Origin of the sequence: Pseudomonas sp. XWY-1, assembly GCF_002953115.1 — a bacterium.
GTDB lineage: Bacteria > Pseudomonadota > Gammaproteobacteria > Pseudomonadales > Pseudomonadaceae > Aquipseudomonas > Aquipseudomonas alloputida.
The window spans coordinates 134,344-152,356 of sequence record NZ_CP026333.1 but is presented as its reverse complement, the minus strand read 5'-3'; the positions used below and the strand labels follow the sequence as shown (position 1 = coordinate 152,356).

Genomic DNA, 18,013 nt, shown 5'->3' with positions numbered 1-18,013 from the left:
GACCTGACGGGGTCCTGAAGATTGATTACATTTGTGTAAGCTTGTCCGAATTATCTCGTGTGAAGGCCTGCCCGATCATTTAAGGCTGGATAATCACTGTTTCTGGACGCTCACGATTCTCGCGGTGCTTCCTTCCATACGGAACCCAAATTTCACCTTGTCTCCTACGTTCAAGCCCTTCAAATGCGCAGGCTCAGCTTGGAATCCCATGGTCATCGCCGGCCATTTGAGCTCTGCTACCGGGCCGTGCGCCAAGGTGATTTTCCCGCTTTGAGGATCCAGCGCCTTTATTGTCCCCTCAGCATGCGCAGTGGGTGCCGCCTGGCTGCCTTGGCCACCCTCGGCGGAAGCTGGCATTTTCTTCATGTCCATACCGTTCATGTCCTGGGCTTGCACGCTGGCGGCGAAAGCTGTGACCAGGCCTGCGATAACAATTAGCTTTTTCATTGGATTTTTCCTGAGAGGTTGGGGGTAGTTACAGCAAGTTCGCGGCGACGGATCAGCCAGTACGCCGCAGGGATTACAAAAAGGGAAAGCAAGGGGGCGGTGAGCATGCCGCCCACCATGGGCACCGCGATGCGGCTCATGACCTCGCTGCCGGTACCGCTGCTCCAGAGGATGGGCAGCAGGCCTGCAACGATGACCGCCACAGTCATTGCCTTGGGCCTGATGCGTTGCACCGCGCCCTCACGGATTGCGTCGAGCAGCGCTTCTCGTGTGGTTTCGCCGTTGGCCTGACGCTCAGCCCAAGCGTTATTCAGGTAGATGAGCATGATCACTCCGAACTCCGCCGCTACGCCTGCCAGGGCAATGAAGCCAACGCCTGTGGCCACCGACAGGTTGTAGCCCAGCAGGTACAGCAGCCAAACGCCTCCGGTTAGCGCGAACGGTAACGTGCCCATGATGAGCAGCGCCTCACCGAGGCGGCCAAAAGTCAGATAGAGCAGCACGAAGATGATGGCCAGCGTCGCCGGCACCACCCAGGCCAGACGGGCGTTCGCCCGCTCCAGGTATTCGAACTGCCCGGAGTAGCTCAAGCTCATGCCTGGATCGAGCTTTACCTCGCTGTCGATCGCCTGACGTAGGTCTGCGACAACAGACGAAAGGTCCCGGCCGCGCACATCGATGTACACCCAGCCCGAGGGGCGAGCATTCTCGCTCTTCAACATTGGCGGGCCATCAGCAATACGTATGCGGGCCACGCTGCCGAGCGTCAGCTGGCCACCCTGCGAGGTGTAGATCGGCAGTTGACGCAGCGCTTCCACCGAATCACGCCATTCGCGTGGATAGCGTAAGCTGATGGGATAACGAGCCAAGCCTTCAACCGTTTCCCCAATGGTTTCGCCACCAATGGCGCCGGCCACGATGGCCTGTACGTCGGTAATGTTCAGACCGTAACGGGCTGCGGCATGGCGGTCGATATCCAGATCAATGTAGCGACCGCCAGTCAAACGCTCCGCCAGCGCCGAAGCCACTCCAGGCACCTTCTTCGCTGCCCGCTCCACAGCGAGCGTAGCCCGGTCTATCTGGTCCAAGTCGCTTCCGGCAACCTTTACGCCGATTGGGCTCTTGATGCCGGTGGCCAGCATATCGATGCGGTTGCGGATTGGCGGGATCCAGATGTTGGTCAGCCCAGGCACACGCACAGTGCGATCAAGCTCCTCGATGAGCCTCTCCGTGGTCATTCCAGGACGCCACTCACTCTTGGGCTTGAGCCGAACGGTGGTCTCGAACATTTCCAGCGGTGCCGGGTCGGTAGCTGACTCGGCGCGGCCAGCTTTACCAAAGACACTGGCCACTTCGGGAACGGTTCGAATCAGACGATCCGTTCGCTGCAACAGCTCTGAAGCTTTCTGTGCCGAGAGTCCAGGCAAGGCTGAAGGCATGTAGAGCAGATCACCTTCATCGAGCGGAGGAAGGAACTCGCCCCCAAGATGATTCAAGGGCCACAGACTGCTGAGCAGGATGAGCAATGCTCCAGCGAGGGTAACCAGAGGCCGGCGCAGGACGACCTCCAATGCTGGACGGTACAGCCGGATGAGGCCCCGGTTGAGCGGGTTGCGCTGTTCCGCAGGTAGTGGCCCTCTAATCCAGTACCCCATCAGCACCGGTATCAGGGTCACCGATAGCGCAGCCGCCGCTGCCATCGCGTAGGTCTTGGTAAAGGCCAGGGGTGCAAAGAGGCGACCCTCCTGAGCTTGCAGCGTGAACACCGGGATGAACGATAGCGTGATGATCATCAGACTGAAGAACAGTGCCGGTCCTACCTCGACGGCCGCCTCCGTCATTACCTTCCAATGCGCTTCGCCTCGCAACGGCTGACCAGGATGTCGAGCATGCCAAGCCTCAACGCGTTTGTGGGCGTTCTCGATCATGACCACGGCAGCGTCCACCATTGCACCGATGGCAATAGCGATTCCGCCAAGGGACATGATGTTGGCGTTAATGCCCTGATGACGCATCACGATCAGCGCAATCAGGATTCCGACGGGCAGCGCCACGATGGCCACCAACGACGAGCGCAGGTGCCAGAGAAACGCTGCGCATACCAACGCCACTACCACGAATTCCTCGATCAGCTTGTGACTGAGGTTCCCCACGGCACGGTCGATCAACTGGCTACGGTCGTAGACGGTGACAAGCTCCACCCCGGCTGGCAGGCCTTTCTTCAGGGTTTCGAGCTTGGCCTTGACGTGGGCAATGGCCTCACGAGCATTCTTGCCGCTGCGCAGGATTACCACACCTCCCACGGCTTCGCCGAGGCCGTCCAGTTCGCCTATGCCTCTGCGGGCTGCCGGACCTATCTGCACCGTAGCGACGTCGCCTACTGTCACCGGCACGCCCTTGGTAGCCAGTCGCAGCGGTATCGCCCTGAAATCATCCAGTGATCGCAGATAGCCGGCCGCACGTACCATGAATTCCGCTTCGCCCTGCTCCAGTACACCGCCACCGGTCTCCTGGTTGGCCTTGCCTATAGCCTCCACCACCTCAGCCTGGGTGATACCGAGGCTGGCTATGCGCAGCGGATCGAGCACGACCTGATACTGCTTGACCATACCGCCGATGGTGGCCACCTCAGCGACATCCGGTAGCGTCTTGAGCTCATAGCGCAGGAACCAGTCCTGAAGGCTGCGCAGTTGCGACAGGTCATGGCCGCCGTTGCGATCGACCAACGCATACTGATAAATCCAGCCCACCCCGGTGGCGTCAGGACCCAGTACCGGCTTGGCTGCCGCAGGTAATCGCGATTGCGCCTGGCTCAGGTACTCAAGCACCCGTGAGCGCGCCCAATACAGATCGGTGCCGTCCTCGAACAGCACATAGACGAAGCTGTCACCGAAGGCGGAGAAGCCGCGAACCGTTTTGGCCCCCGGAACCGAGAGCATGGTAGTGGTCAGCGGATAGGTCACCTGATTCTCAACGATCTGGGGAGCCTGGCCTGGGTAGGACGTGCGGATGATCACCTGCACGTCCGACAGGTCGGGCAAGGCGTCGATTGGCAGGCTACGCACCGAGACGAAGCCCCATGCCACCAGAAACAGCGTGGCGAGGAGCACCAGCACACGGTTGCCTACCGACCAGCGGATCAGTTTGGCAATCATGGTTGGCCCTCCACCACGTTGATCTGCTCAACTACCATGCCCTCGTCGCGTTCGCGTATGCCAAAGCGAATCTGCACACCGACCTTGAGGCCATTAAGGAGAGACTGATTAGCCACAGGAAAGGTCATGGTCATCCCTGGCATGCCCAGGGTGATGAAAGGACCGTGGGCAACGGTGAGCTGGGTGCCGTCTATCTGCACGACACGGCCATCCGCTTCATGCAGGGCTGGCCCCGCATTAGGCTGACTATCCTGCGCCGTCGCCGCCTCGATGCCTTTCAAATTAGCGTCGGAGTCCAACAGGAATTGCCCGGACGCGACGATGCGCTGTCCTGCCTGAAGGCCCTGCAACACCGCAACTTTCCCTCTGCTCTCCTGGCCCAACACGACTTCCACCGGCCGGAAGCGACCACCGTCCTCAGCCAGCATCAACAGGTCTCGCTTGCCGGTGCGGATGACCGCCTCGGCAGGCACCAAGAGGCTTTGCTCGGAAGACTCGCCGGGATGGAGAGCCACTTGAGCGGTCATCCCAGGACGAAGCCGTCCATCCGGGTTGGGCAACTCGATACGCAGGCGCAACGTGCGGCTCTGCAAATCGGCATCGGCCAATAGCGCGGTCAACTTGCCCGGTACGGGATCGCCCGGGAACGCTGGCAATCGCGCCTGCACAGGCTGGCCTTCGCGAAGGCCCTGAGCCTGGGCTTCCGGCACAGCCGCTTCCAGCCAGACGTTGGCCACTCCATTGATCCTCGCCAAGGTAGCACCCGGCATCAGGGTCATTCCGGGTCGCAAATCGAGAACCTGGATGACTCCGGCCGTGGGTGCGGAGAGTGTGACCGAGAGCTGCACCTTCCCAGTGCTCGCGACCCGGTTGATCAGGTCGGCCGGCATGCCGGCGAGCACAAGCCGCTGTCGTGCCGCCGCCGTCAGCTGCGCGTCGCCGGAATGCCGCAGCGCCAGGTATTCCTCCTGCAAACCAGCCCACTCCGGGGTTAGCACATCGGCTAGAGGAGCCCCTTTGGCAACGATGTCGCCCGTCGCTCGACCATAGACGCGCTCGACGTAGCCGCCAGTCCGGGCCTGCAATACGCTGAAGTCGCGTTCGTCGAACGTTAGAACGCCGCTCACACTCAGGGTCCGTTCTAGCCGGCCAGCCGTCACCGTCGCCAATCGAATCCCAAGGTTTTGCTGGAGCCCAGCCGAGACCTGAACCGCAGGCTGCTCCTCGCCAGCCGTGTCATCCGAATACTTGGGCACGAGCGGCATGTCCATGAACGGCGATTTTCCGGGCGCCGGGAAGTGCTGCTGGGGATACATCGGGTCATACCAGTACAGCGCTTTTTTTTCCTCACCTACTGGCTGGGATGGGGAATACGCACCTCTTCCACCTAGCCAGAAGCCCGCGCCTATCCCAATAGCAAGGGCAGCAGCCACGAGCAAACCAATCGACCTATTCCTCATGCCCGCACCTCTCCATAAACGAAATGCAGACGCGCTGCTGTTGCCGCCAACTGTCCTTGCAGGTCCACATCCTGTAGCAGCGCTTCCACACGCTGCCGGCGTGCCCACAGCACTTCACTCAACGGCGAATTACCGGCGCGGTAGTCCGCCAGAGCGAGGCGTACCCGGTCCTCGGCCAGGGGCAAAAGTGTTTCGCGACTGCGCCGTACAGCCCGTTGCAAGCGTTGGTACTCGGCAAGGTCTGTTTCAAGCTGAGCTTGATGCTCGCGCAGGGCAGCGTCCTGCTCATTTTCCAATTGGCGAACTTGTGCGCGTCGTGCCGCAATCATTGGGTCTTGCCGGGAGCTGGTGAACAACGGCAACTGGAAGCTGACTTGCAGGCTGACCATGTTGCTGAAGTCCGGGCCACGGCGCTGATAATCCACCCCCCAGGACCAATCCGATTTCTTCTCCGCCTGAGCCTGATGCACCTGGGCTTGAGCCTCGCGTGTCATGGCGTGGTAGGTATTGAGCTCCGGATGGGCATGGACGGAGTGCAGGTATTCAGCTGCGTCTACAGGCCAGACAGGGAACGTCGGCGCGCCTACTTCGGCGTCCTGCCCAATCCAGCGCTTCAGCGCGGCTCGCGCCTGAGCTGATTGACTCAACAGAACGTCTTTCTGCTCGTCCAGCTGCGCGGCTTCTTGCTTGGGAGCCAGCGTATCGGCGGTGGAGCCTGCACCACCGGCCAGGCGGGCCCGCACCGTGGAAGCCAGCAGCTGGTTTTCTTTGTAGAAGGCGTCGAACTGTTCAAGCTTTCGCTGCACGGTGTATGCAGCCACCCAAGCCTGTGCGGTTGCCGCCCGAACTTTCAGCCGTTCGAACAGCGCCTCGGCATCGGCTCGCTCGACCGTAGCCTGCGCTGTCTCTATGCGAGCTTTGCGTTTGTCCCGGTTCGGTACTTCTTGGGACAGGCCAACCACCTGCATGGTCATGAAGTCTCTGTTCATGCTCCAGCGGTCGGTGCCTTCAATCGGCAGGTTCTGTACCCCAAGATTCAGGCGCGGATCGGGAAGTTCGCCCGCTGGAATGACTGCGCTGCGCGCAGCTGATGCCTGCTCCTGGCGGGCCTGTAGAGAGGGAGCGTTGCGTTCAGCCAGTTGCAGCGCATCATCCAGCGACAGCGTTGCAGCCTGTGCCGAGACAGCCGGCAGCAGTATGGAAAAGACGGCCGTGGTTATCCGTCCCTGAAAACGTTGGGGAGTCATGAAAATGATTCCTCGAAAGATCAGCGCCCAGGCGCATGCGATCGCCCCGCTGCTAGGCGGAACGACGATGTGAAATTAAGAGGGAATCAGACGCGGGGAGGCCGCCATGGATCGGGGGGAGAGCCTGTCGCTATGCCTACCGCGTAGGTATCGGCAGGTCGTGGCTTAGCAAAGGTCAGCCCAGGCGTCAGGAAGCTGAGCTGCACGGTACTGGCAGTCCTGCACTCCTGGCCGACCTTGCAGGATTTGGCGTGATCGCCGGCCTTGCCCAGGTCTTGGTCCTGGCAGCAGTCATGATCCATACCCGCCATCATTTCCATGCCCATGGTCTGCATTGGGCAAGGTTCAGTCGCCGAATCGATGCCCGCCATCCCGTTAAGCGGAAGCGCCACGATAAGCATCAGGATGGTGAGCAGTCGAATGAACCGATTCATGATGGGCGAGTATAGGTTACCGGGATGAGTTCAGCATTAAGGGGTTGGGGCTGCACTAACCAACCGCTTGGAGGCTGGGAGACTGATGAAGAAGGTTGTGACACCCTCCGCTGAAGTACACCAGATTCGTCCGCTGTGAGCCTCGATGATAGAGCGGGTTATGGACAAACCCAGGCCTGCATTGCTTGGGCCGCCTTCGCGCCTGGCTGGATCGGCTCGATAGAATCGGTCGAAGATCTTGCCAATGTGCTGGGGATCGATGGTTACCCCGCTGTTACGCACGGAAAGCGTCACCCTTTCAGGCGTCTGCTCGATCTGCACTGATATCTCGTTGCCTTCCGGGGTGTAGCGCAACGCGTTGGATAGGAGGTTGGAAAGCGCCCGGTCAATCATCAGGCGATCGCCACGAACCTTACCCTGCCCGTGCAGGGTCAGCTGGGTGCCTTGATCCTCAGCCAGGAACTGGTAGTACTCGAACAGCTTGGATACGAGTTCAGAGAGCTCCACATCGATCTGCTCGGGCACGATCAGACCGTTATCAGCCTTGGCGAGGAACAGCATGTCGTCGATCATGCGCGACATGCGCTTGAGGTCTTCCAGGTTCGAATAGAGGTTTTCCTCATAGGCATCCAAGTCACGCTTCTTGGTGAGCACCACTTCGGTATGGGTCAGAAGGTTGCTGACTGGCGTTCTCAACTCGTGAGCGATATCGGCAGAGAAGTTGGACAACCGAACGAATGCATCTTCCAATCGTCCCAGCATCCCGTTGAAAGACAGGATGAGCTCCTGAAGCTCTAGCGGCACGGGCTCCAGGGGAATGCGCTCGCGGAGCGATCGTGCCGACATCCCGGTGGCCACTTTGGTGATTTGTCCAACAGGCCGAAGCCCACTCTTGGCCACGACCCAGCCCAAGCCTGCGCTCACAATCGCGCTGATCACCAGGCCAATTCCGAACCACCATTGCAGGGTGACAAAGAAATGCGCGTGAGTGGTGACATCGAGCATCAGCACGGCCGTCACCGGTTCCGGCTCGCCTGCAATGGTCAGCTGGGCGGTAATGCCGCGAAAGTTCTGCGATTCATCCTGCCATTCCCAGACCGCACCCCGGTGCGCCTGCTCGAATCGCTGAGGAATTTGGGAGGCTTTGGGGTCTGAAAAAAGGACCGTACCGTCAGCCTTGGTGATTTTCGCCGACAAATCCTGATGTGCGCCGAGCAATGCCCGCAGCTGCTGCTCCTGATCGTGGAGCCCGCCTCGCGCTGCTGAGATGGACAGGATATGACGCGTTGACTCCAGCTTTTCGGAAAGCGCCTGCTCATCCAGCATCCGGAAATGGTGCTGACTGAGCCCGTAGAAAGCCACGCCGGCAACCACCAGGACAGCAGTCACCGCGAACATGAACATCAGGGTCAGTCGCTTGACGAGCGATGATTGCGGGCGCATCACTCGGGCACATCCATCATGTAGCCCATGCCTCGGGCGGTATGGATGAGCTTTGGCGCAAAGTCGTCATCTATTTTGGCCCGCAATCGGCGAATCGCTACCTCGATCACGTTGGTGTCACTGTCGAAATTCATGTCCCAGACCTGGGAAGCGATCAGCGACTTGGGGAGCACCTCGCCGCGTCGGCGCATGAGCAGCTCCAACAGGCAAAACTCCTTGGCAGTAAGGTCAATCCGCTTGCCGTTTCGCGTAGCTCGACGCTTGAGCAGGTCTACCTCAAGGTCTGCCATCTTCATGGTGGTTTGAGCAGAACCACCATTGCCTCTGCGCAGCAACGTGCGAACCCGAGCCAGTAGCTCCGAGAACGCAAAGGGCTTCACCAGGTAATCATCAGCGCCCAGTTCCAAACCTTTCACGCGGTCGTCTACGCCGTCTCGGGCCGTCAAGAAAAGGACTGGCACATCCTGACCCGCCGCACGGATCTTGCGCAGGACCTCCCAGCCATCGAGCCCCGGCATCATCACGTCGAGGATCAGCAAGTCATACGCTTCGCTCTGTGCCTGTTGCAGGGCGTCAGTGCCTGTCATCACCCGGTCAACGGTGAAGCCGGCTTCTGTCAGGCCTTGCTGGAGGTAGACACCGGTTTTCGGCTCATCTTCGGCTACGAGTAATTTCATCTGCTCTCATCCACGCGGGGTGCATCTCCAGTTTGCAGGAAAAAAGACGCCCAACCAGAAGCTGACGGAAAAGTAATGTCGAGATCAGTTTTCTGACAGCACCGCGAAGCTAACTTGACCCTGTACCTGACGCCATGAGGCGCAGAACCCACTGAGGATCTCCAGATGAACATGGTCAAAGCAATTGTGATGGTCGTCACCTTTGGCGCGGCAGGCCTCGCCCTGGCAGAGGGCGGCGCGGACCGGACCTTTGCGCGGATGGAAGCGGCTCGCCAAAGCTCCATGCAGGCCTACCAGGTTGCGCAGCAGAAGAAAGAGCAGACGCCGGTCGCCGCCCAGTCCAGCAAGCACGCTGGCCACGAGAGCTGCTGATCCGAGCTTACAGAAATGTAATCACCCCGGAATCTGAACTATGGCAGTTTCAGACTACGGCCTCTCATCAGCCTCGCGCAGTGGCGCAAGTCTAAGAGACTGGTGAGAGCTCCAATGAACCCAACGGCTGCGCCATCGAGCAGCCTGGATATCAGCGATCTACCTGACTGGACGCAACGGCATGCAAAGCAAAACCACGAGACGATCATTCGTCAAAGGCCTGGCCGCTACCGGACTTCTGGGTGGGCTGGGCATGTGGCGCGCGCCGGTCTGGGCCGTGACCAGCCCTGGCCAACCGAACGTGCTCACCGGCACGGACTTCGACCTGTATATCGGTGAACTGCCCGTCAACATCACGGGTGCAGCTCGTACGGCCATGGCCATCAACGGCTCCGTGCCAGGGCCGATCCTGCGATGGCGCGAAGGCGACACCGTGACGCTGCGCGTACGCAACCGGCTGAAACAAGACACCTCCATTCACTGGCACGGCATCATCCTGCCCGCCAACATGGACGGTGTGCCGGGCTTGAGCTTCCACGGCATCGCTCCCGATGGCATGTACGAATACAAGTTCAAGGTCCACCAGAACGGCACCTACTGGTATCACAGCCACTCAGGCTTCCAGGAACAGTCCGGGGTCTATGGGGCGTTGGTGATCGATGCCAAGGATCCAGAGCCGTTTGTGTACGACCGTGATTACGTCGTCATGCTCAGCGATTGGACAGATGAAGACCCGGCGCGGGTGCTCTCCAAACTCAAGAAGCAATCTGACTACTACAACTTCCACAAGCGTACGGTCAGCGACTTCGTTGACGATGTGAGCGAGAAAGGCTGGTCGGCCGCTGTAGCGGATCGGAAGATGTGGGCTGAAATGAAGATGAGCCCCACCGACCTCGCTGATGTGAGCGGGTATACCTACACCTACCTCATGAACGGCCAGGCTCCGAACGGCAACTGGACGGGTATCTTCAAGCCCGGCGAGAAGATCCGCCTGCGCTTTATCAACGGCTCGGCCATGACCTATTTCGATGTCCGCATTCCTGGGCTCAAGATGACGGTTGTGGCTGCTGACGGCCAGTACGTCAAACCCGTATCGGTCGATGAGTTCCGGATTGCCGTTGCCGAAACCTACGATGTCATCGTCGAACCTGAAAACGAGCAGGCCTATACGATCTTCGCGCAATCCATGGACCGTACCGGGTACTCCCGAGGCACCCTGGCGGTTCGTGAAGGCTTGCAAGCGCCCGTACCGGAGGTAGATCCGCGCCCGATCATCGCCATGAGCGATATGGGCATGGACCACGGCAGCATGGGCGGAATGGATCACGGCAGCATGGCTGGCATGGACCAAGGCAACATGGCCGGCATGGACCACAGCAAGATGGCTGGGATGGACCATGGCAGCATGGCCGGCATGGACCACAGCAAGATGGCTGGAATGGACCATAGCAACATGGCCGGCATGGATCACAGCACGATGGCTGGGATGAGTCATGAGGGCATGGCCGGCATGAGCGGTGCAATGCAGAGCCATCCGGCTTCCGAGACCAACAACCCGTTGGTCGATATGCAGACCATGTCGCCGACCCCGAAACTGAACGATCCGGGAATTGGCCTGCGCAACAACGGGCGCCGAGTGCTGACCTACGCCGATTTGCGGAGCACCTTCATCGATCCCGATGGTCGAGAGCCTGGACGCACAATCGAACTGCACCTTACCGGCCACATGGAGAAGTTCGCGTGGTCGTTCGACGGTATCAAATTCTCCGACGCTGAACCGCTGCGGTTGAAATATGGCGAGCGTCTTCGCATCACCTTGGTCAACGACACCATGATGACTCACCCCATCCATCTCCACGGTATGTGGAGTGATCTGGAGGACGAGAACGGCAACTTCATGGTTCGCAAGCACACCATCGACATGCCACCTGGCTCAAAACGAAGCTATCGCGTCACCGCAGATGCCTTGGGACGTTGGGCCTATCACTGTCACCTACTGTTCCACATGGAAATGGGCATGTTCCGAGAAGTCCGTGTGGACGAATGAACTGGAGATTTGAGATGAGCAAACCAATGAAACGAAGCGCCTTTTTCCTCTCCGCTGCGGTGGTCGGCATGTTGGCTGTTTATGCCCCGTCGTCGTGGTCTAGCGACAACCATGATCAGCATTCCCAGAAATCCACCGAGGCCGGTAAAGCCAAAGGCTCGCAGGACAAGCAGGGCCAGGGGATGAACCATGAAGGCATGGACCATGGGTCCATGGAAGGTATGGACCACGACAAAATGATGGAATCGCATGGCAGCGACAAAGCTAAGGCAGGGAAAGATGGTCAATAGCCTTGGGCGGCCTTCGCTGCTGGCCCTGACTGTTTCAATCGGCATGCTGGGCGTAACGCCCAGCTTCGCCGCTGAAGAAATGGATCACTCGGGCATGGATCATTCGAAAATGGGGCACGGTTCCATGCAAATGGAAGCTGCTCCGTCCGAATCGATGCCGGCGATGGATCACAGCAAGATGGGGATGAGCAAACAGCAGAAACAGCCTGCCCCTGTTGATCACAGCCAGATGGGGCATGCTCAAAGCCAGAGCAAATCCAGCCCGGTGGACCATAGCAAGATGGACCACAGCAAAATGGGCCATGGAAACATGAAGGGCATGGATCACGGTTCAATGAAGGGCATGGACCATTCCCAGATGAATCATGGTTCAGCGACTTCTCCGACCACAACGAGCCGCACGCCGATTCCAGTGCTCACTGATGCCGACCGCGAGGCAGCCTTTCCGCCTTTGGGTGGCCACCAGGTGCACGACAGCGGAATCAACAGCTTCTTCCTGTTGGACCAGCTCGAATACCAGAACGCCGATGAGGGCAGCACCCTGGCTTGGGATGCATCTGGCTGGGTAGGTGGCGACATCAATCGACTCTGGGTTCGCTCGGAAGGCGAGCGCACCAACGGGGTAACCGAAGACGCTGAGCTGCAACTGCTATACGGGCGCTCGGTCAGTCCTTGGTGGGACGTGGTCGCCGGGGTCCGTCAGGATTTCAAACCGGAATCACCGCAGACCTGGGCAGCCTTTGGTATTCAGGGCATGGCCTTGTATGACTTCGAGGCCGAAGCTACGGCGTTCATTGGCGAAAACGGCCAGACTGCTGCGCGTCTTGAAGGCGAATACGACATCCTGCTGACCAATCGCTTGATTTTGCAGCCCACGGCTGAGGCGAACTTCTATGGCAAGAACGATCCTGAGCGGGGTGTTGGCTCGGGTCTGGCCAATACCGAAGTCGGGCTGCGTCTACGGTATGAAATCGTCCGCCAGTTTGCCCCGTACATAGGCGTTACCTGGAGCCGCTCCTACGGCAACACCGCTGACTTCATCCGAGACGAGGGTGGAGATGTTAATGAGGCACGCTTCGTTGCCGGTATCAGGATGTGGTTCTGAGAATTCCAACATGAAAAGAACAATTACAACGCTGCTTGTGGCCGGTGCTGTCGGAAGTGCTGCGGTATTGGGCACCGCGTATTTCGGCTTGGTGAATGTCGGCGCCGATGATCCTCACTTCCCGGCTGTCCATTCGTTTCTCGCCATGGCTCGCGACAGGTCGATTGAGGTTCGAGCGCGAGACATTGAAGTGCCTGACCTGAAGGACGCTGCGTTGATCAAGGCAGGCGCAGGCAACTACAACGCCATGTGCATTGGGTGCCACCTCGCCCCTGGCGTTGGGAAGACAGAACTTAGCCAAGCGCTATACCCGTCGCCACCTGACCTCACCAAGGTGGGTGTCGGAGGCGATCCGGCTGCCGCATTCTGGACGATCAAGCACGGTATCAAAGCCACCGGCATGCCCGCTTGGGGCAAGAGCATGGGTGATGAGTACATCTGGGGAATCGTCGCGTTCCTGGATCAACTTCCCCAAATGAATCCCGAGCAGTACATGGCTTTGGTGGCCACGAGCGGTGGCCACCAGCACGGCGGCGGTGAAAGCGATATGCATAACCATGAGGGCCAGCACGGCGGGAGCGGTCATGCCGAGCATGGCGATCACGACGAAGCGGCAGACGACGATCATGCCCAGGCAGCTCACGACCATGGAGCTGCACCCGCAGGCGCCGCCCAAGCCGCAGATCATCACGGCGACCACAATGCGGCCGAAGCCCATTCGGACGCCCACCCGAAACCGTCGACAAAGACGCATGTTCACAAAGACGGTAAGGAGCACACTCATGCCAACTAACCGGATACTCGTTCGTCTAGCCGCTATCGCTGGGCTGCTGGTCACCTCGGCGACCTACGCTGCCGAGCCTTTGTCCATCGACGTTCACCGAGACGCGAACTGCGGTTGCTGCAAGAAATGGATCACGTACCTGGAAGCCAATGGTTTCAAAGTGACCGACCATGTTGAGACGGACATGAGGGCAGTGAAACAGAAGCTGGGCGTAGCGCCACGGTTAGCGTCCTGCCACACAGCCGTGATTGACGGAAAGTTTGTTGAAGGTCACGTGCCAGCTGAGCAGATTCGAGAACTCAAGGAGCGGAACGATCTGGAAGGGATCGCCGTGCCAGGAATGCCAGCTGGATCCCCAGGCATGGAGGTTGATGGCGTAAGCCATGCTTACCAAGTCATTGGGTTAACCAAAAGCGGCGAGGACCTAGTAGTCGCCAGCTATCCAGCCAAATAACGCACCGACCACAAGGACGGCAGTAGGCTGACTGCCGTCCCATATTTCCCCGCTCGAAAGCGTCATCAGCTCAACACGACGGCACAGAGGGCCTGCAAAGCGTACCTAATCAGATTCACGGCGCTCGCGGACTGGCTTGAGTACGATATCGCCGTTGATAAGCTCGATGGAGAGCCTGTCGCCCGTCGTGATCCCTAGCTCGCGCAGAATGTCGTCGGGTAATTCCACAATCACATCGCCGGAGCCGTCGCCGGGATCAAGGCACTTAACCGTGGTGCGCGCTGATTCAGTCATTGGTCTCTCCTGCCTGAGCTACCAATCCTCATCGTACTCCACCAGTCATGAAAGCCGGTAACCAGGCGATCGCCGGAATTGACGCTTCAACCCGGCTTTTTATCAGTGTAACTCCTGCCCGCTTGATCAGTGCTCAGTTCTGGCCCCGGCAACCGATACCAGCGGTCCGGTACTCAAGGATTTTCAGGTCTCCATTGGAATCCTCGTAGTTCATCTGTGCTGGCATCACGTCACAGCTCGCCTTGGTCGATGTCATGCTGATTACCCTCGCCACGTCGAGCCGCATCCCGTAGCGATAATGGATCACCTCCGGTGGCTTCTTATCATTGGCGGCTGCATAAGCTCGCATAGCTTGCTCATTGGCCTGAATCATCTTCCCGTATAGACGGTCGGATCCTCCTTCGGCGATCGCGGCTGAGGAGGCCACAATGGCCAGGATGGCGGTGATGTTTCTAACGACTTTCATTTCAATCACTCCAAGAGACATGATTGAAGCTTAAGACTCTGCAGCTGTCATACACGTGAGCCGTGGATTACATCTGAGTAAGCTCGAGGAGAGCGAGATGCTGCATTGCAAGATGGTTTTTCACTAGGGTTGTCCAGCCTAGACTGCGAGCCGGCGGCGACTGAAAGCAGGGGAAAGCGGTATTGTTACTTAGTTTTTTAGCAAAACGTGGACCCGAAAAAACCAGCGCCGACGCCTCTGTTACCTTGTTATTTTCGCAAATTTCCGTCGACAGATTCGTCTCAGGTCAGCAAAAGGCAGTGGGTTTTGTTACTAGCTTATTTAGGAAACAACAGATTGACTGTCAGATAGGGCTTCGTGTGGTCGAGCTCCGCATGCCCCAAAATTACTTGAACGGTTTCTACGTCGCCGGTCGCGGCTAGCACCTTTGCCGCTAACGAGCGCCGCCCGCTGTGCGATGCCCCATACTTTATGCCCGCCTGCCGGTAAAGCCTGCTGATGGCCTGTTGCAGGGAGTCACACGCCCTGTAAACCTCAGGCCCGCTATCCAACTGGCGGTATTTGAATGCAAGTTCGAAGGCTTGGCCCTTGAGTATTGCGCCGCTGTTTACTCATACAGGCAGCGGTTATTGATTGCCAAGGCCGGCGTCGAAAAATTCACGGAAAATCCAATTACGCCCGCTCGACCGCGGCCAGCCGATCCGCTGGATAACGCCGCATAAAATCAGCGCTTGCCTCTACCGGCGCCTCTAACCAATCCCGGTACAGGTCTCTGGGTAGTATGACCACCATGCGCTTTTCATCCTCGGGCCGGTGGTAGTTGCACATGAACGCATGGGTATCGGCGTTGACGGTCAACATTGTGTAGGAATGCAGCACCTGGTTGGTCCCCGGGTCGCGCCATTCCTCCCACAAACCGGCGATGCCCATGACCTCACCATCAGCCCGGGCGATCCGGGTTGCCACCGCCTTTCCCGACCGCCAGTCCGGCTCGTAGATGGCGGCCGCCGGGATGATGCAGTGCTGAGCTCGCCGCCAGGCGTTGCGATAAGAGGGTTTCTCGGCCACGGTTTCCGACCGAGCATTGTACGTGCGCCTGGAAATCTTCGTGTCCTTGCTCCAGCTGGGTATCAATCCGAACGTCCCGGACAGTAATTCCGGCGCAAGCCCCTCCTCACTCTGCTCCACCTGGTCAATCGAACGGCGTAAAAGTGGGCCAATGTACCCGGGCCAGAGGTCCAGCTTCCACTGCCGATCGCTCTCTACGCCGAAAGCTGCTGCAAGCTGATCCTGCGTCGGGGCTTCGTAATGACTGCACATGCAAGAATCTCCTGGGCCTCAAAAAGGGCGCTTGTCTAAAACCAACTGCTCGGACGAAAGCGGAGCGGATGGAGAAGGGAACCTAGCACCTGTTTAGTCTATCGCTCATATTGCTCAGCCGCGGACCAGCAGCTGGATATCAAAAGAGCGGTGGCACGATGCTTAAATCGTTTCGCTGCTAGGTTCGTTGTGCATCTGCACTTGGGATTACAGGAGTTTCGGCGTTTTCGACAACCCGGCACTCAAGCCGCCGGTCAATCGCACCCCCATCGCCGGCCGGGTATTTGACGCTCGCCCCGACCGCCTTGATTTTCGCGACCTGCCCTACACACCCCCTCTACGTTCCCTGTCCCCCTGCTGCCCATTGCAATCGGACCTGGCACGCTACCTCAAGAGCTATGTGGCCGCCGGCCTAGTCCTCGACCAGGGAAAGGACCGCCGAGAGCTGGCGGGCTTGTCCCTATGGGCAGGCTGACCTTCCTGCCTGGAGCATTGCGCGCTCGACGATAAAGTTGATCAGCGCCAAGTCGGTATAGGCGCTGTACCTGGGCAAGGCTACAGGGTACTATCCAGGTGGGCAGCATCGAGCTGCTTCCAAAGAGCTTGTTCGATAAATTCGCCGTACCGTTCTGCAAGCTCTGCGCAGCCGTTCCGGCCGAGTGCTGTTGCGGCACCACTCTCGTCATAGACAATGCCGGAGACCACCCGATATTCCATTTCCCGGTATCCCTTAGCATCCCAGTCACTCGACCAGATACCAGGGCTAGACTCCGCTTCGATGATTTCAGTAATTTCACACTGAATCACACATCCCTCAGCGTCGATATGGACTTCATACACGTTACCCTCCCGGCCTGCTCAAAGCTGATCCGTGTCTGTCTCTAAGCTGATTCCTGCGGCAGGCTTGTCATCACGAAGACCGATGAACACCGGGTGCCGCACCTTGCCGGCGGGGGTGAGCTCGGCAAATTGCACTTCACAGACCTGCAGAGGCTCCAGCCAAACAACATTCCTGCCCAGTTGCGGCGGATCACACAGGGCAGATCTCTCTCGTGTGAGTTGCACAAGAGAAGCGAGAAGGATTTGTGAACTGATTCTGTCGATGCCAGAACTCACACGGCCGGCATACACCAATCGCCCGTCGTCATCATGAACACCCAACAGTAACGAGCGGATCCCTGCAGCCGACTTAGTGAGCCCGACAATCACAAACTCTGCCCTGTTCCAGCACTTGAGTTTGATCCAGGCGCCGTCCCGCTCGCCCGTGTAGAGGCTGCCATCGCGCTTTCCAACGATGCCTTCAAGCCCCAGGCGGGCACAGTTGGCGAGAAGCTGTACTGGATCAGCATCGAGCGAGGGGCTGAACCGGATTTGTTCCAGAGGGCAGTAATCCAGCAGTGCCTCAAGGGCCTGGCGACGCAGCTCAAGCGGCTCACCACGCAAGTCCACTCCATTCAGGTAAGGCATGTCGAAAATTGCGTAATGGAGATCGTCCGTTTTTCCGGCATCGAAAGCAGGCTTCAACATGTGAAATGCAGGCATGCCGTCCTCCTGCTGGAAGACCACCTCGCCATCCAACCAGGCCGAGCGGACTGGAAGCCGGGCGAGACATTTGGCGATACGGGGAAGCTTCTTTGTCCAGTCGTGGCCATTCTTGGTAAATAACTGGACGATCGGTCCATCAATCCGAGCAAGGAATCTATACCCGTCGAGCTTAACTTCCCACCGCCAACCCGCGGCCGGCGGCCTAGCCACCATGCTCACCAGCTGCGGGTTCATCCGCTCAGGCATCGGGACTTTCTTACCGGCCATGACGATCCCGCCTACTGGACCACAGTTATTATTTGAGTATTCAACAGGCGAAAAGATCCGATGTTGTTTTCCTTGGGAGACTGCCCAGCATACGGATTGACCAGCACGTGTGTCACAATAATGGCATTCACCACCCGCTTGGTTCTGGATCGCGCCCCTTTGTGCTTGGTGAGAAATGGCCCTTGGTGGGCGGAAGATCCGCCTTT

General features: G+C 58.7%; 18 protein-coding genes and 1 pseudogene. 6 read left to right on the top strand and 13 right to left on the bottom strand.

Annotation, left to right across the window (positions count from 1 at the left end):
* Positions 1-93: 93 nt before the first annotated feature.
* The 7 genes from PRJ_RS28365 to PRJ_RS28335 all read right to left on the bottom strand — a co-directional run bounded on the left by PRJ_RS28365 (position 94) and on the right by PRJ_RS28335 (position 8,863).
* Positions 94-447 (bottom strand): copper-binding protein, encoded by a 354-nt coding sequence (locus tag PRJ_RS28365; protein WP_094010849.1) that lies wholly within the window; start codon positions 445-447, stop codon positions 94-96.
* Entirely contained in the window at positions 444-3,602 is a 3,159-nt protein-coding gene (locus PRJ_RS28360) for an efflux RND transporter permease subunit (RefSeq protein WP_104963039.1), read from the bottom strand. The genes PRJ_RS28365 and PRJ_RS28360 overlap by 4 nt, the downstream gene beginning before the upstream one ends.
* Entirely contained in the window at positions 3,599-5,062 is a 1,464-nt protein-coding gene (locus tag PRJ_RS28355) for an efflux RND transporter periplasmic adaptor subunit (protein ID WP_100852537.1), read from the bottom strand. The genes PRJ_RS28360 and PRJ_RS28355 overlap by 4 nt, the downstream gene beginning before the upstream one ends.
* Complete coding sequence (locus PRJ_RS28350) at positions 5,059-6,309, bottom strand: TolC family protein (protein WP_100852536.1); 1,251 nt, start codon at positions 6,307-6,309, stop codon at positions 5,059-5,061. The genes PRJ_RS28355 and PRJ_RS28350 overlap by 4 nt, the downstream gene beginning before the upstream one ends.
* An 86-nt stretch (positions 6,310-6,395) precedes the next feature.
* Complete coding sequence (locus PRJ_RS28345) at positions 6,396-6,743, bottom strand: hypothetical protein (RefSeq protein WP_060519763.1); 348 nt, start codon at positions 6,741-6,743, stop codon at positions 6,396-6,398.
* A gap of 36 nt (positions 6,744-6,779) precedes the next feature.
* Positions 6,780-8,186: a heavy metal sensor histidine kinase gene (locus PRJ_RS28340; RefSeq protein WP_100852535.1), complete on the bottom strand. Its 1,407-nt coding sequence runs from the start codon at positions 8,184-8,186 to the stop codon at positions 6,780-6,782.
* Positions 8,186-8,863, bottom strand: a complete 678-nt coding sequence (locus tag PRJ_RS28335) for a heavy metal response regulator transcription factor (RefSeq protein ID WP_100852534.1) — start codon at positions 8,861-8,863, stop codon at positions 8,186-8,188. The genes PRJ_RS28340 and PRJ_RS28335 overlap by 1 nt, the downstream gene beginning before the upstream one ends.
* A 165-nt stretch (positions 8,864-9,028) precedes the next feature.
* Here PRJ_RS28335 and PRJ_RS28330 point away from each other — a divergent pair, with 165 nt between their 5' ends.
* The 6 genes from PRJ_RS28330 (at position 9,029) to PRJ_RS28305 (ending at position 13,915) form a co-directional block, all read left to right on the top strand.
* Positions 9,029-9,235 carry a co-regulatory protein PtrA N-terminal domain-containing protein gene (locus PRJ_RS28330; protein WP_100852533.1) on the top strand — a complete coding sequence of 69 codons (207 nt, stop codon included), beginning with the start codon at positions 9,029-9,031 and terminating at the stop codon, positions 9,233-9,235.
* Between the two features lie 181 nt (positions 9,236-9,416).
* Positions 9,417-11,282 carry a copper resistance system multicopper oxidase gene (locus PRJ_RS28325; protein WP_100852532.1) on the top strand — a complete coding sequence of 622 codons (1,866 nt, stop codon included), beginning with the start codon at positions 9,417-9,419 and terminating at the stop codon, positions 11,280-11,282.
* A gap of 14 nt (positions 11,283-11,296) precedes the next feature.
* Positions 11,297-11,572 (top strand): hypothetical protein, encoded by a 276-nt coding sequence (locus PRJ_RS28320; RefSeq protein ID WP_100852698.1) that lies wholly within the window; start codon positions 11,297-11,299, stop codon positions 11,570-11,572.
* Positions 11,562-12,677 carry a copper resistance protein B gene (locus PRJ_RS28315; protein WP_104963038.1) on the top strand — a complete coding sequence of 372 codons (1,116 nt, stop codon included), beginning with the start codon at positions 11,562-11,564 and terminating at the stop codon, positions 12,675-12,677. The genes PRJ_RS28320 and PRJ_RS28315 overlap by 11 nt, the downstream gene beginning before the upstream one ends.
* Positions 12,678-12,687: 10 nt before the next feature.
* On the top strand, positions 12,688-13,470 hold the full coding sequence (locus tag PRJ_RS28310; RefSeq protein WP_104963037.1) for a cytochrome c: 783 nt from the start codon (positions 12,688-12,690) through the stop codon (positions 13,468-13,470).
* Complete coding sequence (locus tag PRJ_RS28305) at positions 13,460-13,915, top strand: DUF411 domain-containing protein (protein ID WP_100852529.1); 456 nt, start codon at positions 13,460-13,462, stop codon at positions 13,913-13,915. The genes PRJ_RS28310 and PRJ_RS28305 overlap by 11 nt, the downstream gene beginning before the upstream one ends.
* A gap of 105 nt (positions 13,916-14,020) precedes the next feature.
* Here the strand turns inward: PRJ_RS28305 and PRJ_RS28300 are convergent, their stop codons facing one another.
* The 6 genes and pseudogenes from PRJ_RS28300 to ligD form a co-directional block, all read right to left on the bottom strand.
* Positions 14,021-14,209, bottom strand: a complete 189-nt coding sequence (locus PRJ_RS28300) for an AbrB/MazE/SpoVT family DNA-binding domain-containing protein (RefSeq protein ID WP_100852528.1) — start codon at positions 14,207-14,209, stop codon at positions 14,021-14,023.
* A 133-nt stretch (positions 14,210-14,342) separates the two neighbouring features.
* Entirely contained in the window at positions 14,343-14,675 is a 333-nt protein-coding gene (locus PRJ_RS28295) for a DUF2790 domain-containing protein (RefSeq protein WP_100852527.1), read from the bottom strand.
* Positions 14,676-14,992: 317 nt separating this feature from the next.
* A pseudogene (locus tag PRJ_RS28290) lies at positions 14,993-15,265 on the bottom strand (tyrosine-type recombinase/integrase); the annotation flags it as partial.
* A gap of 82 nt (positions 15,266-15,347) precedes the next feature.
* The gene (locus PRJ_RS28285; RefSeq protein ID WP_104963035.1) at positions 15,348-15,995 is read right to left on the bottom strand and encodes an SOS response-associated peptidase; all 648 of its coding nucleotides are present in this window, start codon (positions 15,993-15,995) and stop codon (positions 15,348-15,350) included.
* Positions 15,996-16,550: 555 nt separating this feature from the next.
* On the bottom strand, positions 16,551-16,835 hold the full coding sequence (locus tag PRJ_RS28280) for a hypothetical protein (protein WP_104963034.1): 285 nt from the start codon (positions 16,833-16,835) through the stop codon (positions 16,551-16,553).
* Positions 16,836-16,853: 18 nt separating this feature from the next.
* Positions 16,854-17,807: a non-homologous end-joining DNA ligase gene (gene ligD / locus PRJ_RS28275; RefSeq protein ID WP_104963033.1), complete on the bottom strand. Its 954-nt coding sequence runs from the start codon at positions 17,805-17,807 to the stop codon at positions 16,854-16,856.
* Positions 17,808-18,013: the final 206 nt, after the last annotated feature.